Here is a 14,668-nt window from a genome sequence, read left to right as displayed (position 1 = left end):
TATGGACAAGAACGCCACAATTCACTCGACAGGTAAAGCGCGCATCTGGAGATTGCGCTCCGAATCGAGATGCCGTGTACGAACACAGGCAACTCGATGTAAAAATTGGAAGTGCCGCCGGGAGGTTAACATGAGATTAATCTGGATTGCCATAGCTGCCGCGGCAGCGACGTTGACGGGACCGGCGTCGGGCCAGCAATGGCCGGCGCGCAACGTCAAGCTGATCGTGCCCTATCCGGCCGGCGGCAATGTCGACAGCGCCGCGCGCATCATCGCCGACAAGCTCCAGGAAAAGCTCGGCCAGCCCTTCATCATCGAGAACAAGGCGGGTGCCGGCGGCATGATCGCGGGCGAGGCGTTCGCGAAATCCGCACCCGACGGCTACACGCTGTTCGTCGGTGCCAACGGCCCGGTGCTGTTCGCGACCGAAATCAACAAGCGCGACGTCTACAATTGGAAGAAGGACTTCCTGCCGATCACGACGATCTCGATGACGCCGTTGGTGCTCGAGGTGCATCCGTCGGTGCAGGCGACGACCTTCAAGGAGTTCATCGACCTCGCCAAGCGCGAGCCCGGCAAGCTGACGATGGCCTCGCCCGGTCCCGGCACCACCAACCATCTGCTCAGCGAGCTGATGCAGTCCAGCCTCGACCTGCAATGGGTCACCGCGCACTATCGCGGCAATGCGCCTGCGGTCAACGATCTCTTGGGCGGGCAGGTCCAGTTCGCGTTCGACCAGCTCACGGTCAGCCTGCAGCACATCAAGGCCGGCCTGTTCCGGGCGCTGGCCGTCACCAGCCCGCACCGCCTGAAGTCGCTGCCCGACGTGCCGACCTTCGCTGAGCTCGGCTACAAGGATTTTGACGGGCAGACCTTCACCGGCCTGTTCGCACCGGCAGGCACGCCGGCGCCCGTGATCGACAAGCTGCACGAGGCGCTGACCGCGATCCTGAAGGATCCCGCCGTGGTCGACAAGTTCGAGAAGCTCGGCGGCGAAGCCGTCGCGATGACGCCCGACGAATTCAAGGCCTATCTCGCGCGCGAGGACGCCAAATGGATTCCGATCGTGCGCAAGGCCAACATCAAGGCGGATTGATCGATGCGGATCGACCCCGCCGAGCTCGGCGCCGAGCGCATCTACCGGCTGATGACCGGCATCGTGGTGCCGCGTCCGATCGCCTGGGTGACGAGCCTGTCGCGCGCAGGCGTGCTCAACCTCGCGCCGTTCAGCGCCTTCACCTTCGTGTCGCAGAAGCCGCCGATGCTGGCCATCAGCGTCGGCCGCAAGGGCGCGGACTACAAGGACACCGCGCACAACATTCTCGACACCGAGGAATACGTCATCCACATCGCCGATACCCCGCTGATGCAGGCCGTGCACGACTCATCGGTCGAGCATCCGCCTGAGATCAGCGAGGTCGCGGAGCTTGGCCTCGAGACGATCGCGAGCGAGCGCATCAACGTGCCGCGGCTCAGCATTGCGCCCGTTGCGATGGAATGCCGCTTCCGGCAGTGCCTCGAATTCGGCGACGCCCGCAGCCGGCTGATTGTCGGCGAGGTCGTGATGTTCCACCTCCGCGACGGCCTCGTGAACGACGGCAAGGTCGAAACTGCGGCGCTCGACCCGATCGCGCGCATCGGCGGGCCGCGCTACGCCCGGCTCGGCGAGATCGTGACGCTGCGCGGCGTGTTCCAGACTCCCAAATCGAAAGACTGAGCACGCTGCCCCGCGCGCGCCTCAAGACCATTGGAGAACGACCATGCGACTCCTAAGCTATCTCCTGGACGGAGAGCCGCGCTATGGCGCCGCCATCGAAGGCGGTGTCGTCGATCTGACCCGGCGGATCGGCCGCGACTTCTCCGATGTGAGGGCACTGATCGCGGCCAATGCGCTGGCCGACGCGCAGGAAGCCGTCGCCGGACAAAAGCCGGACTACGCGCTCGACGATCTCGTGCTGCTTCCGCCGGTGCTGACGCCGGAGAAGCTCTGGTGCATCGGCGTCAATTACGCCGAGCGCAACGCGGAGTATAAAGACAGCTCCGACCTGCCCAAATACCCGAGCCTGTTCGTGCGCAGCATGTCCTCGATGGCAGGCTCCGGTCAGCCGCTGGAGAAGCCTCACGTCTCCGATCAGCTCGATTACGAAGGCGAGCTCGTCATCGTGATCGGCCAGGGCGGCCGCCACATTCCGCGCGAAAAGGCCTGGTCCCACATCTTCGGCATGACGCTGTGCAACGAGGGCACGATCCGCGACTGGCTGCGCCACGGCAAGTTCAACGTCACGCAGGGCAAGAATTTCGACCGCTCCGGCAGCATCGGCCCGTGGATCGTCACCGCGGACGAGCTCGACCCGCGCGGCCCCCATGACATCGTCACGCGCGTCAACGGCGAGGTCCGGCAGCAGGACACCACCGAACGGCTGATGTTCCCGTTCGATTTTCTGATCTCCTATCTCTCCACCTTCGCCACCCTCAAGCCCGGCGACATGATCGTGACGGGCACGCCGACCGGGGCCGGCGCCCGCTTCGACCCACCGCGCTGGCTCAAGGTCGGCGATGTCGTCGAGGTCGAATCCAGCCGCATCGGCGTGCTGCGCAATACCGTCGCGGCGGAGAGTTGAGCCATGCTGGATGCCGCCACGATCGAACGCCTTGCCGCGCGGCTCGACGAAGCCGAGCGCACCAAGACGCTGATCACGATGTTCACCAAAGACTATCCCGATTTCAGCATCGAGGATGCCTATGCCGTTCAGCGCGCCTGGACAAAACTCCAGCTCGGACGCGGCCGGGTCATCAAGGGCCACAAGATCGGCCTGACCTCGAAGGCGATGCAGAACGCGGTCGGCATTTCCGAGCCGGATTACGGCGTGCTGTTCGCCGACATGTTCTATGCCGATGCCACGCCGATTCCGTTCGACCGCTTTCACGCGCCGCGAATCGAGGTCGAGCTCGCCTTCGTGCTGAAGGCGCCGTTGCGCGGGCCCGATTGCACCATCTTCGACGTGCTCAACGCCACCGACTACGTGACCCCGGCGCTGGAGATTCTGGAGACGCGCATGCACCGCGTCGACCCCCAGACGGGCAAGGCGCGAAAGGTCATGGACACGATCTCGGACAACGCGGCGAACGCCGCGCTGGTGCTCGGCGGCCGCCCCTTCCGTCCGATGGACGCGGACATGCGCTGGATCGGCGCGCTGCTGTTCCGCAACGGCGAGGTCGAGGAGACCGGCCTTGCCGCCGGCGTGCTCAATCATCCTGCCAACGGCATCGCCTGGCTCGCCAACCGCCTCGCGCCGCATGACGAACATCTCGCCGCCGGCGAGGTCGTGCTGGCGGGATCGTTCACGCGGCCCGTCGACATCCGCCGCGGCGACACCTTCCACGCAGACTATGGCGCGTTCGGCTCGGTGTCGTGCCAGTTCGTCTGAACAAGCAACAAAGAGGGAGCGCATCATGACCGGTCACACGCGGCGCAAGAGCATCCATATCGGCGGCTTCAAGCATGCCAATCCGATTCCGAACGCCTGCCGCATCGGCAGTCTCGTGATGTCGGGCGTCATCCTCGGCCGCGATGCGGCTGGCGCAATGCCCGAGAGCCTGGACGCGCAATGCGCCAACATGTTCGCGCATATGAAGGCGACGGTGGAAGCCGCCGGCGGCACCACGGACGACATCATCAAGATGACGGTGTGGCTGAAGGACCGTACGCAGCGCGGGCCTGTGAATGTCGAGTGGCTCAAGATGTTTCCGGACGAGCATTCGCGTCCGGCGCGCCATGCGCTGCCGATGGACAACATGGATGGCGGCGCGCTGGTGCAGTGCGACTTCACCGCCGTGATTGACTAAAGGAGCCTGCCGCATGCCGACCTATCTGCCGTTCGATCCGAACCCGCGCCGCCCGGTCAAGGCGCCGCCGCCGAAGACCGTGGACAGCCAGTTTCACGTGCTCGGCCCCATCGACAAATATCCCGAGCGTCCCGGCGCGGCCTATCGGATGCCGACCGCGACCTGGGAAGCGGCGCTGCGCGTGCACAAGACGCTCGGCATCGAGCGCGGCATCATCGTGCAGACCACCACCTATGGCGCCGATCATGCCGTCGTGCTCGACGGTCTCGCCGCCATGGGCCCGAACTATCGCGGCTGCGCCAACGCGCTGGTGTTCGCCGAGGCGAACGACACTTATCTCGCCAGGCTGCATGATGCAGGTGTCCGCGGCGCGCGCTTCAGCTTCCGCCAGGAACTCGGCGCCGTGCTGTCGGATGCCGACTTCGCCCGCGCCATTGCGCGCATCCGCGAGCTCGGCTGGTACGTCAAGATCCAGCCCGAGAAGGACGGCATCGTCTCCAGCGTCGCCAAGTACGAGAATCTGGACGTGCCCGTGCTGATCGACCATATGGCGCGGCCCGATCCGGAAGCCGGCAAAAACGATCCGAACCTGCGCAAGATGCTGGAGCTGCTCGCCAAGGGCAATTTCTGGGTGATGCTGTCGCTCGGCGAGAAGACCTCGAAGCTCGGGCCGCCCTACGACGACGTCATCCCGATCGCGCGCGCCTATATCGAGGCAGCCGTCGACCGCTGCGTCTGGGCCAGCGACTGGCCGCATCCGGTCTCCGTGAAGCAGCCGCCAAACGACGCCGATCTGCTCGAGCTGATGTACCGCTACGCGCCGGATCAAGCGGAACTGGAGAAGATCCTGGTGCACAATCCGGCAAAGCTGTTTGGATTCCCGGACTAGCGCTACCCCGTCATTGCGAGGAGCGAAGCGACGAAGCAATCCAGACTTGTTTCCGCAGAGGCACTCTGGATTGCTTCGCTGCGCTCGCAATGACGGGCGTGGTCTTCGCGCTCACCCCGCCGGCTGCGAAGCCAGTCTGTCCCTTACCCCGGCGGCGATCTCGAACGAGCGCAGCCGCGCGGCGTGGTCGTAGATCTGCCCCGTGGTCATCAATTCGTCCGCGCCGGTCTCGGCGATCAGCGCCTTCAGCTTCGCTTCGACCATTTCAGGCGAGCCGACCGCGGAGCAGGACAGCGACTGGCCGACCATCGCCTTCTCGGCCGGCGACCATAGCGCGTCCATGTCGCCAGTCGGCGGCGGCAGCGGGCCGGGCGTGCCGCGGCGCAGATTGATGAACTGCTGCTGCAGCGAGGAGAACATGCGCTGCGCGTCCGCCTCGCTGTCGGCGGCGAACACGTTGACCCCGACCATCGCGTAGGGCTTGTCGAGCTGCGCCGAGGGTTCGAAGCGCGCGCGATACTCCCGCAGCGCCGGCATCATCATTTGCGGCGCGAAATGCGAGGCGAACGCGAACGGCAGGCCGAGCATGCCTGCGAGCTGCGCGCCAAAGGTGCTCGATCCCAGGATCCACAGCGGCACCTTCGTCCCCATGCCCGGCACGGCGCGGATCGTCTGGTTTGGTTGCACGTCGCCGAGCAGCGCCTGCAACTCCAGCACGTCCTGCGGAAAATTCTCGGAACTGGTGGCGAGGTCGCGGCGCAGCGCCCGTGCGGTGAACTGGTCGGTGCCCGGTGCCCGCCCGAGCCCGAGGTCGATCCGCCCGGGATAGAGCGAGGCCAGCGTGCCGAACTGCTCGGCGATGACGAGCGGCGAATGGTTCGGCAGCATGATTCCGCCGGACCCGACCCGGATCGTCTTCGTGCCACCCGCGACATGCCCGATCACCACCGACGTCGCCGCGCTCGCGATGCCCGTCATGTTGTGATGCTCGGCCAGCCAGAACCGCTTGTAGCCCCAACCCTCGGCATGCTGCGCCAGATCGAGTGAATTGCGAAAGGCCTGCGTCGCATCGCCGCCTTGGCGGATGGGCGCAAGGTCGAGCACGGAGAAGGGGATCATGGGCGGGTCCGGATGGCGCGTGCGATGGGAACGTGGACTCGACATGTAGGAGCCGACTGCAGGAATACCAGCCGAAACGATCATCGGGCTGCGCCGGCGGCGCCATCGCGGGGAGGCGAAGCCATCGCTGCGCCGATGCATGCGGCAAATTCGCCTGCATGGAAACCGCGGGCCGCATTGCGGCGTTGCCGGCCGGTTTGATCAATGGCGTCGATTTTCATTTCGGGGGCTTTCTTTGGACAGATTCAATATCGGCGTTCATGTCGTTGCGCTGGCTGCGGCCTTCGCGCTCGCCGTTCCCATTGGGTGGGACCGCGAAAAGCGGGCGCGAAGCGCGGGCTTGCGCACCTTTCCGCTGGTCGCAATGGCAAGCTGCGGCTTCGTGCAGGCCAGCGAAAGCCTGCTTGTGCATTCGCCTGACGGCATGGCAAAGGTGATCGAGGGCCTCATCACCGGCATCGGCTTCATCGGCGGGGGCGCTATCCTCAAGCAGGGGAATTCGGTGCAGGGCACCGCGACCGCCGCGAGCCTCTGGGCCACCGGGGCCATCGGCGTCTCCGTCGGGCTCGGCGCTTTTGATGTCGCAGTAACGGTCGCGATGTTCACGTTCCTGACGCTTCGCTTGTTGACGCTGGTCAAGGAAGACGACGATCACTGATGCACGTGCGAGCAGCCTGCACCCCGTTCACAACACCGTCATTGCGACCCGTTGCGCCCCTCGGCCCAACTGGGCGTCTGGCGCCTGTTGTTGTACACTCGCTGAGCCATTGGATGCTCGCCAGGAGGAACCGACATGACCACGGTCGTACTCAATCGCCGGAGCCTCCTCGCCGCGGGCGGCTCGGCCCTCGCCACCGGGCTTTTGGCAACCGGTGTTCCCGGCCTGCTGTTGCCTGCCCGCGCGGATGGCCTCGCACCGACCGAGACGATGTCGGGCGGGGCGAACAACTACCGCAGGGGCGCGGCGATCGTGGAGCGGATCGGCAAGGGTGGCTTCTGGATGAGCGGCACCGTACGTCGCGCCGGCGACGGGGTTCCACTGGCCGGGCAGCGCATCCAGATCTGGGCGCACACCACCGAAGGGCAGGAGCACGAGCCGCAGAGCCATGGCGCCACGCTCACCGACAAGGACGGCAAGTTCCGGCTCGAGATGCCGCAGATCATTCCCATCTTCGGCCAGCCGCATGGTCACCTCGCCTATGACAGCGGTGAGTTCAAAACCGTGTTTCTGCGGCCGGTGATGCGGAGCGCAAAGGAAACCAGCCTCGAGGCGCACTTCGTGCTGCAGCCGGCCTGATCGCATTGGAGATGAAGGGGCGGCGATCGGCCAGGGCTCCCCTGATCTGGGCCGCCCTTGCCTTGGCCATTGGCGTGCCGATCGCGCTCGCCGCGGGAAGCGAGCAGCTCGCATGGCGCGGCCCGGTCTACATCCTCGCCGGCTTTGCAGGGATCATCGCGCTCGGTCTCGTGCTCGTTCAGCCTCTGCTGATCGGCGGATATCTGCCGGGATTGTCGACCTATCGCGGCCGGCGCGCCCATCACTGGATCGGCGGCGCGCTCGCTCTGGCGGTGGTGATCCACGTCGCCGGCCTCTGGATCACCAGCCCGCCCGACATGATCGACGCCCTGACCTATACATCACCGACGCCGTTCTCCCCCTTCGGCGTGACCGCCATGTGGGCCATCTTCACCGTCGCGGTTCTGGCCGCGCTGCGCCGGCGATTGGGACTGCGGCTGCGCACCTGGCGCATCGTCCATATTCCCCTCGCGATCGTCATCGTTGCAGGCAGCGTGGCCCATTGCCTGCTGATCGAGGGGACAATGGAGACAATCTCGAAGGCGGCGCTGTGCGTGTTGATCGTCGTGGCAACCGTGAAGGTCATGATTGACCTGCAAGTGTGGCGAAAGCGAAGGACGCTGCGGGGGGAAAGTGTCGCGCGGCAGTAGCTCACTGGGCTCAAGAGGCGAAGCTCTCTCAATTCGTGACTGCGAGGAGCATTTGCGACGAAGCAATCCAGAGTCCCTCCGCGGAAAGATTCTGGATTGCTTCGCTACGCTCGCAATGACGGAGCAGGCTACCCCGCTTGCCGCAGTCAGCGACCGGGCGTAACCTTTCGCGATGGCCGTCAGTGCCCCCGAACTGAAAGCATTCCTGCTCGCCACACCGTTCTTCGGCGGTATCCCGGATCAAAGTCTCGACCTCCTGATGTCGATGCTGGTCGAGTGCCGATTTGAAACCGGAGCAACCGTCGTGACGGAGGGCGAGCCCGGACGCTCGCTGTTCATCGTCAAATCCGGTCGGCTGGCGGTGAGCAAGCGGGCGAATGCGGGCAACGTCATCCCGATTTCCGTTCTGGAGCCCGGCGATTTCTTCGGCGAAATGACGCTGATTGAAATGCAGAATCGTTCTGCCACGGTGGTCGCGGAGAGTCCGACCCTGCTCTACGAGCTGACCGCCCAGAAGCTCTACGCCTGCTACAAGGCCGATATCCACGCCTATGTGATCGTCCTGCAAAACATCAATCGCGAGCTATGCCGACGGCTGCGCCGCTCCGACGATCGCTTCGCCGGACAGCAGATGGGTGACGAGAGTTGACATGCGTAGGATGGGTAGAGCGAAGCGAAACCCATCATGTTTCGTCACCGCGCAAATCTTCCATGGGTTTTCGCTTCGCTGGCCCATCCTGCAAACTTCCCGGCCCCGTAGGCTTCGAATAGGAAAATAACATGGCTCAAGCCGGAGAAAATGGAAGATTCGGGGCGTTCAAGCACCACGCCAAGGTGCACTCCTTCAGGGTCAGCACTGCTTTGCTGACTTGGATTTTGCTCGGCGCGACGCTCTTTTACAAGCCTGAGTGGGTCCGATGGGCTCTGCGCACAGGCACGCACGGTATTGAAGCTGTCGGCGATGCGCTTCCTGGTTATTGGGGCGCTCAGGCAGAAATTGTCTTGCGTGAGCTCGGTGGTTTCCTTTGGATCCAGATCACGGCCGCGATCCTGTTTGTAAGGTTCGTGTTTTGGCTGATCGGGGCCTCCTGGCGCCGTGGTCGGCGGTAGATCCAGTCAGCGCGCGCAGGACGGGTCGAGCGAAGCGAAACCCATCATGTTTCGTCACTGAGCAATGCTATGCAACTCTTGGCCAAATCTGACCGGAGCTCTCGCTCGGGCGATGTCCGCAACTGGACCCGTTGCAGACCTTCGCAATCTCCCACGCTCGCTCTAGCAGCCTCGTGCCGAACAAAAATCGACAGCGCTGAACTCTTGCAGGTGCGTTGTGCGGCGCCGAGGATCCCGAATCGGCGCCGCGTCGCTACGATTTTTCGCGGCCGCGAGGATACGGACTAGTAGCCCGGACAAATCCAGTTGCCGTAGGCGTCGTAGCCGCAGCCGCCGCGATAGTAGGCGCCTGTCGCAGCAGCGCCGATGGCAGCCGCGCCGACCGCCGCCGCACCGACTCCGTAACGCCGATACCCGTAGCCGCCATAACCATAGCGCCCGCCACGCACTGCAACAGCACCACCCCGCGCTCCTCGAACTGCGACAGCGCCGCCCCGGTAGCCTCGGGCTGCAACAGCGCCGCCGCGGTATCCACCTCCGTGATATCCGCCACCGCCCCGATAGCCCCCACCGCCGCGACCGCGGGCATAGGCATCGTCTGGGATCAAACTGGCGGTGAGCAGAACAACTGCTGCGGTAGCAGCGAGAATATAGCGAAGCATGACAGCAACCTCTCTACGAAGTCTGGGAGCACGGGAGATTGCGGCGGCCTCGACGCGTTAGGTTGATATAAGTCACGGAACTCATGCGCTCCGGCATGCTCGCGCCGCGGTGCGCGGAGGCGCTAGGCCGGTTCGCCGCGGCTTCCACTATGTTTGCTTGGGAACCGACCCCAGTGCGTAGGATGGGTAGAGCGTGCGTTCCCCTTCGCGCGGAGGAAGCGAACGTTCCAAACGGCGGGCGTTCGAGGAACCCTTGCTCGACGGAGTGATCGAGGGCTTGCTCAAAAAAATGAGCGTTTCAAGAGATGTGGCAACGCGCCACGCGCTATCGGTCAAATTATCGCAACGGCAAATATCATAAAGAGTTTGCAAGGATCGAATTCCGACCCTGGGAATTGTGCGGTTGAGCGTTCATGACGCGAGGATGATTTGTAGCCGAAAGGCATTCGCGACGATCAGAACAGGAGAGCAGAATGACAAAGTTCGCGCTGTACGTTCCGCTTGAAGCCAAGCCTGGCAAGGAGAAGAGGTCGAGGACTTCCTGCGGTCGGCGGTTCCTTTGGTGAACGCCGAACTCGGAACGATCTCATGGTATACGATTCAGGAAGGACCTTCCTCTTTCGCAATATTTGATACCTTCGACGACGAGGCTGGGCGCGACGCGCATCTCAACGGAAAGGTCGCGGCCGCGTTGATGGATAAGATCAAGGAAGGCGACATGTTCGCCAGGACACCGGAAATTCATAAGTTGGGGATTATCGCGGATAAATCGGCGAAGTAGACGGTCCTGGCGGCCTCTCCGGTAGCGACTGTCATACGTGGTTGGCGCGCACGCGCTACGACATGATGTGCGCCAATCTGACCCGTCGGGCAAAACACCCACCTCCCGCCAAAACTCGTCAACCCTTCCCCATAAAAATATTCCACTTTACCGAAATTCGGAATTACGTTATCCATCCGCCCATCCCGGTCCAGGGAGAGGGGCGATCGTCCGTCGTAACGAACGTGGATCGGGGTGCGGTGGACGCGGCAGCGTCGGGCACGCGAAGGCGGGACCAGGGCGAGATGAACCTCGTGAGGTCCTGTTGCGTGCGGACGAACGGCGCCTGTGTCCGGTGAAGCCTTTGGGCGAAGCCGGATCGCTGCGTACGGCAAAATCGTGTGGTCCTGGCCGTCGTTGCTACGGTCAAGCCTTGCGGAGATGGATCGGGGCTCAACCGGGTCTTCGGCCATCGTCAATTCGCAAGGCGACGGTGACAAAAAGGAACTCGTCGCCGGGGAGAGCGCGGCATAAGCCGTCAACCCACTGTGCAGGGAAGGCCGAGTGTTCGGCGTCACCTGTATGCTGCTGTGCGGTCTCTTTGCGCTACACTTTCGCGCAGCGGACCGCGGGTGCCAGCCGGCACCCGGTCTTCCCTGCGCCCTCTTCACAGAGGAGGGGTAAGGAGAGAAGCAAAACTCGGGTGCTTTGAGCCGCGAGAATGCTGATCTGTGCGTGATTTGACCCAGGGAATGGTGCTGCCAGACAGGATTGAACTGTCGACCTCTCCATTACCAATGGAGTGCTCTACCACTGAGCTACGGCAGCATGTGCTGGGGTAAGAATCGGCCGCCACGAGGGGCCTACCAAGCGGGCCGATATCTGCCACAAGCCCCCCTCCTGTGCAAGCTTGCTAGCTCCGCCAAAGCGATAAAATCGGGTCGATATCGGGGCCAAAGTGCCTGTTTTGGCTCGAAACGGCCGACTTTCCGCGGATTCGGTTCCGATATCCCCACCCAACTGGCCAGTTGCCCGACGCGCCGGATTCGATCCATTTCGATTTTCGCACGATCGGATCGCGCGGGCCTCTTGAGCTGCCTTATTCCTCGGGCATGTTATCGCCGATCGCTGTAATGGACCCTGATGGCTGACGAGAACGACAAGAGCGAGCGGCAGGACTCCAAACAGGCGAGGGCGTCCCGCGACGACCGGCTCAAATCGGCGCTGCGCGAAAACCTGAAGCGGCGGAAGGTGCAGGCGCGCGAACGCGCCGCAAGTGGCGACCCCTCGCAGAATGAAGATGGTTCCCTAGATGAGGGGACCGCCGACAAGACCGGCGGCTAGAATCCGACGGCTGGAATTTTTTTGGAGTGCATGGACGTGGCAATGGGGCAGGACGAATCGCAACGACCCGAGAGTGACGCGCAGATGTCGCGGTTCACCCGCCCTGAGCAGACCTTTCCGACGCTGACATCAGCGGAGATCGAGCGGATGAGGCATTTCGGCGAGGTCCGCAACTATGCCGATGGGGAATTCCTGTTCGAGACCGGCAAGCCGGGGCCCGGCATGTTCGTCGTGCTGAAGGGACATGTCGCCATCACCCAGCGCGACGGCCTTGGCCACGTCACCCCGTTGATCGACCAGGGGCCGGGGCAATTTTTGGCCGAGCTGAGCCAGCTCTCCGGACGGCCGGCGCTGGTCGACGGCCGCGCCGAAGGCGATGTCGAGACGCTGCTGCTGCCGCCGGAGCGGCTGCGCGCGCTGCTGGTCGCCGAGGCCGACCTCGGCGAGCGCATCATGCGCGCGCTGATCCTGCGCCGGGTCAATCTGCTCCAGGCCGGCGTCGGCGGCGTGGTGCTGATCGGACCGTCGCATTCGGCAGGCGTGGTGCGGCTGCAGGGGTTCCTCACCCGCAACGGCCAGCCGCATCATCTGCTCGATCCTGAGCGCGACCGTGACGCCGCCGAATTGATCGCGCGCTATTCGCCCAAGCCGGAAGACTGGCCGCTGGTCGTCGCCGCCAGCGGCGAGGTGCTGCGCAACCCCGGCGAAACCGAACTTGCCCGTGCCATTGGCATGATCGGCGGAGCAAAGGACGATCGCATCTACGACGTTGCGGTCGTCGGCTCCGGACCGGCCGGGCTCGCCACCGCGGTGTATGCCGCATCCGAAGGCCTCTCGGTCGCGGTGCTCGACACCCGCGCCTTCGGCGGCCAGGCCGGCGCCAGCGCGCGTATCGAAAACTACCTCGGCTTTCCGACCGGCATTTCCGGTCAGGCATTGACCGCGCGCGCCTTCACCCAGGCCCAGAAATTCGGTGCCGAGATCATGATTCCCGTCACGGTGAAGTCGCTCGACTGCACGCGCAGGGATGGCGCATTCTCGGTGGCGCTCGACGGCTGCGATCCCCTGCGCGCGCGCGCCATCGTGGTCGCCAGTGGCGCGCGCTATCGCCGGCCGGAGATCGAGAATCTCGACAAGTTCGAGGGCCGCGGTGTTTGGTACTGGGCCTCCCCGGTCGAGGCGAAGCTGTGCGCCGGCGAGGAGGTCGCACTGGTCGGCGCCGGCAACTCGGCGGGGCAGGCCGCCGTGTTCCTGTCGGGACACGCCAAAAAAGTTCTCATGATCATCCGCGGAGGCGGCCTGGGCGCCAGCATGTCGCGCTATCTCATCGAGCGCATCGAAGCGACCCCCAACATCGAATTGATGTTCAACACCGAAATCTCCGCGCTCGAAGGCGACGAAGCCTCGCTGCTGCGGCGCATCCGCCTGAAGAGCCGGCTGTCGAACGACGAGGATTTCGCCGACATCCGCAATCTCTTTTTGTTCGTCGGCGCCGATCCCGCCACCAATTGGCTCGACGGCTGTGGCGTGACGCTCGATCGCGGCGGCTTCGTCGTGACCGGCGCGCAGTCCGAACAGAACCAGGGCCGGCTGGTCGCGCCACTGGAGACCTCGGTGCCCGGCGTCTACGCCGTCGGTGACGTCCGTTCCGGCTCGGTCAAGCGCGTCGGCGGCGCTATCGGCGAAGGCGCCCAGGTCGTGGCCTCCCTGCACGGCTTCCTCGGCGACGCCGCAAAACCGGCGCTTTAGTCAAGGACAAGGCAAGTAAATGGCAAGTCGAATGAGGCTTGCCATTGCGCGTGTTGATGCAGACTATCCCCTCATCCTGAGGAGCGCGCATTGCGCGCGTCTCGAAGGATGAAGGCCCAGCCGCCAAAGCCGGGCCTGCATGGTTCGAGACGGCGCTCGCGCGCCTCCTCACCATGAGGATCGACAAACAAAACGCTTAACGGGAGGACTAAATGGCTGAACTCGTCGTGCTCTACAAGACGCCCAAGGATGCTGCCGCCTTCGACAAGCATTATGCCGAGACGCACATCCCGCTCGCGAAGAAACTTCCCGGCTTGAAGAAGTACGCGGTCAGCACGGGCGCCGTCGGCTCCCCCGCGGGACCGTCCGGAATCCACCTCGTCGCCATCCTCACGTTCGACAACGTCGCCGCCATCCAGTCGGCCTTCGGCAGCGAAGCAGGCAAGGCGGCCGCGGGCGACGTGCCGAAATTCGCCAGTGGCGGCGCCGACCTGTTGATTTTCGACACCAAGGAAGTGTGAGCCGCGATCCGACTTTCGTCGACTCGTAGCCCGGCGGGTTACAAGCTGCCGTCGTTTGCGACAGCGTTGCAAAAAATTCAGTCATGCGTTTGTCGATTCGCACGATGACGCATGGCTGTGCACGCATGTGTGACGCCAGCGCATGTGGCAATCCGATGAGGACCGTAATATCAATCCTGAACTCAATGCAGAGAGTAGGAGAGATGTCATGGTTCTTGGGTTGAGCTTGCCCGCCTTCACGTTGGTCCATGTCATCATCAGCCTGATTGGCATTGCCGCCGGCCTCGTCGTGATGTTCGGCCTGCTCGGCTCGAAGCCGATGCCGGGCCTGACCGCGATTTTCCTGCTGTTCACGATCCTCACCAGCGCCACCGGCTTCCTGTTTCCGTTCAAGGAGCTGCTGCCCTCGCATATCATCGGCATCATCTCGCTGGTCCTGCTCGCGATCGCCTGTATCGCGCTCTACGGCATGAAGCTCACCGGGGGCTGGCGCCCGGTCTACATCGTGACCGCGATGATCTCGCTGTATTTCAACGTCTTCGTGCTGGTGATCCAGTCGTTCCTGAAGGTGCCGGCGCTCGCCGCGCTCGCACCCGCCGTGCCGCCGAATCCACCGGGAGGTCCCGTGTTCGCCGTGGTGCAGGGCCTCGTGCTGGTGTTCTTCGTGGTGCTCACCGTCGGCGCCTGGCGCCGCTTCAAGCCGATGGCGTTCGCCTGATCA

18 protein-coding genes, 1 tRNA gene and 1 pseudogene are annotated in these 14,668 nt (G+C 64.0%); 16 read left to right on the top strand and 4 right to left on the bottom strand.

Annotated features, from left to right (window positions below; translation table 11 throughout):
- Positions 1-130: 130 nt before the first annotated feature.
- The 6 genes from C7G41_RS02910 to C7G41_RS02885 are packed head-to-tail and all read left to right on the top strand — an operon-like array spanning position 131 to position 4,735.
- Positions 131-1,096, top strand: a complete 966-nt coding sequence (locus tag C7G41_RS02910; protein ID WP_106941138.1) for a tripartite tricarboxylate transporter substrate binding protein — start codon at positions 131-133, stop codon at positions 1,094-1,096.
- A gap of 3 nt (positions 1,097-1,099) precedes the next feature.
- Entirely contained in the window at positions 1,100-1,717 is a 618-nt protein-coding gene (locus C7G41_RS02905; protein WP_106941137.1) for a flavin reductase family protein, read from the top strand.
- A 43-nt stretch (positions 1,718-1,760) separates the two neighbouring features.
- The gene (locus tag C7G41_RS02900) at positions 1,761-2,621 is read left to right on the top strand and encodes a fumarylacetoacetate hydrolase family protein (RefSeq protein ID WP_106941136.1); all 861 of its coding nucleotides are present in this window, start codon (positions 1,761-1,763) and stop codon (positions 2,619-2,621) included.
- Between the two features lie 3 nt (positions 2,622-2,624).
- Complete coding sequence (hpaH, locus tag C7G41_RS02895) at positions 2,625-3,428, top strand: 2-oxo-hept-4-ene-1,7-dioate hydratase (RefSeq protein ID WP_106941135.1); 804 nt, start codon at positions 2,625-2,627, stop codon at positions 3,426-3,428.
- A 25-nt stretch (positions 3,429-3,453) separates the two neighbouring features.
- Entirely contained in the window at positions 3,454-3,846 is a 393-nt protein-coding gene (locus C7G41_RS02890) for a RidA family protein (protein WP_106941134.1), read from the top strand.
- A gap of 13 nt (positions 3,847-3,859) precedes the next feature.
- Positions 3,860-4,735 carry an amidohydrolase gene (locus C7G41_RS02885; RefSeq protein ID WP_106941133.1) on the top strand — a complete coding sequence of 292 codons (876 nt, stop codon included), beginning with the start codon at positions 3,860-3,862 and terminating at the stop codon, positions 4,733-4,735.
- 111 nt (positions 4,736-4,846) lie between these two features.
- Here C7G41_RS02885 and C7G41_RS02880 read toward each other — a convergent pair whose 3' ends face one another.
- A complete protein-coding gene (locus C7G41_RS02880; protein ID WP_106941132.1) occupies positions 4,847-5,854 on the bottom strand; it encodes an LLM class flavin-dependent oxidoreductase in 1,008 nt (335 codons plus the stop codon).
- Between the two features lie 80 nt (positions 5,855-5,934).
- Entirely contained in the window at positions 5,935-6,075 is a 141-nt protein-coding gene (locus C7G41_RS37290; protein WP_158267985.1) for a hypothetical protein, read from the bottom strand.
- 14 nt (positions 6,076-6,089) lie between these two features.
- Between C7G41_RS37290 and C7G41_RS02875 the strand changes: the two genes are divergently transcribed.
- The 5 genes from C7G41_RS02875 to C7G41_RS02850 all read left to right on the top strand — a co-directional run bounded on the left by C7G41_RS02875 (position 6,090) and on the right by C7G41_RS02850 (position 8,911).
- Entirely contained in the window at positions 6,090-6,512 is a 423-nt protein-coding gene (locus tag C7G41_RS02875) for an MgtC/SapB family protein (RefSeq protein ID WP_106941131.1), read from the top strand.
- 135 nt (positions 6,513-6,647) lie between these two features.
- The gene (locus C7G41_RS02870) at positions 6,648-7,151 is read left to right on the top strand and encodes a Twin-arginine translocation pathway signal (protein WP_106941130.1); all 504 of its coding nucleotides are present in this window, start codon (positions 6,648-6,650) and stop codon (positions 7,149-7,151) included.
- 11 nt (positions 7,152-7,162) lie between these two features.
- Entirely contained in the window at positions 7,163-7,801 is a 639-nt protein-coding gene (locus C7G41_RS02865; RefSeq protein ID WP_106941129.1) for a ferric reductase-like transmembrane domain-containing protein, read from the top strand.
- A gap of 172 nt (positions 7,802-7,973) precedes the next feature.
- The gene (locus tag C7G41_RS02855) at positions 7,974-8,450 is read left to right on the top strand and encodes a Crp/Fnr family transcriptional regulator (RefSeq protein ID WP_106941127.1); all 477 of its coding nucleotides are present in this window, start codon (positions 7,974-7,976) and stop codon (positions 8,448-8,450) included.
- A 131-nt stretch (positions 8,451-8,581) separates the two neighbouring features.
- On the top strand, positions 8,582-8,911 hold the full coding sequence (locus C7G41_RS02850) for a hypothetical protein (RefSeq protein ID WP_106941126.1): 330 nt from the start codon (positions 8,582-8,584) through the stop codon (positions 8,909-8,911).
- A gap of 284 nt (positions 8,912-9,195) precedes the next feature.
- Here the strand turns inward: C7G41_RS02850 and C7G41_RS02845 are convergent, their stop codons facing one another.
- On the bottom strand, positions 9,196-9,573 hold the full coding sequence (locus tag C7G41_RS02845; protein WP_106941125.1) for a hypothetical protein: 378 nt from the start codon (positions 9,571-9,573) through the stop codon (positions 9,196-9,198).
- 473 nt (positions 9,574-10,046) lie between these two features.
- On the opposite strand from C7G41_RS02845, the pseudogene C7G41_RS02840 reads away from it, so the two are divergent.
- Positions 10,047-10,354, top strand: a pseudogene (locus C7G41_RS02840) (putative quinol monooxygenase).
- Between the two features lie 732 nt (positions 10,355-11,086).
- Here the strand turns inward: C7G41_RS02840 and C7G41_RS02830 are convergent.
- Positions 11,087-11,161, bottom strand: a tRNA-Thr gene (locus C7G41_RS02830).
- A gap of 315 nt (positions 11,162-11,476) precedes the next feature.
- Between C7G41_RS02830 and C7G41_RS02825 the strand changes: the two genes are divergently transcribed.
- From C7G41_RS02825 to C7G41_RS02810, 4 genes are all read left to right on the top strand, one after another.
- The gene (locus tag C7G41_RS02825; RefSeq protein WP_106941124.1) at positions 11,477-11,677 is read left to right on the top strand and encodes a hypothetical protein; all 201 of its coding nucleotides are present in this window, start codon (positions 11,477-11,479) and stop codon (positions 11,675-11,677) included.
- Between the two features lie 42 nt (positions 11,678-11,719).
- Entirely contained in the window at positions 11,720-13,426 is a 1,707-nt protein-coding gene (locus C7G41_RS02820) for an FAD-dependent oxidoreductase (protein ID WP_106941476.1), read from the top strand.
- Positions 13,427-13,638: 212 nt separating this feature from the next.
- Positions 13,639-13,947 (top strand): EthD family reductase, encoded by a 309-nt coding sequence (locus tag C7G41_RS02815; RefSeq protein ID WP_106941123.1) that lies wholly within the window; start codon positions 13,639-13,641, stop codon positions 13,945-13,947.
- Positions 13,948-14,155: 208 nt separating this feature from the next.
- Positions 14,156-14,665 carry a hypothetical protein gene (locus C7G41_RS02810; protein WP_199198093.1) on the top strand — a complete coding sequence of 170 codons (510 nt, stop codon included), beginning with the start codon at positions 14,156-14,158 and terminating at the stop codon, positions 14,663-14,665.
- Positions 14,666-14,668 lie beyond the last annotated feature (3 nt).

The sequence above is a fragment of the Bradyrhizobium sp. MOS002 genome (assembly GCF_003020115.1).
Classification (GTDB): Bacteria; Pseudomonadota; Alphaproteobacteria; order Rhizobiales; family Xanthobacteraceae; genus Bradyrhizobium.
This window is presented reverse-complemented; position numbering and strand designations above follow the sequence as displayed.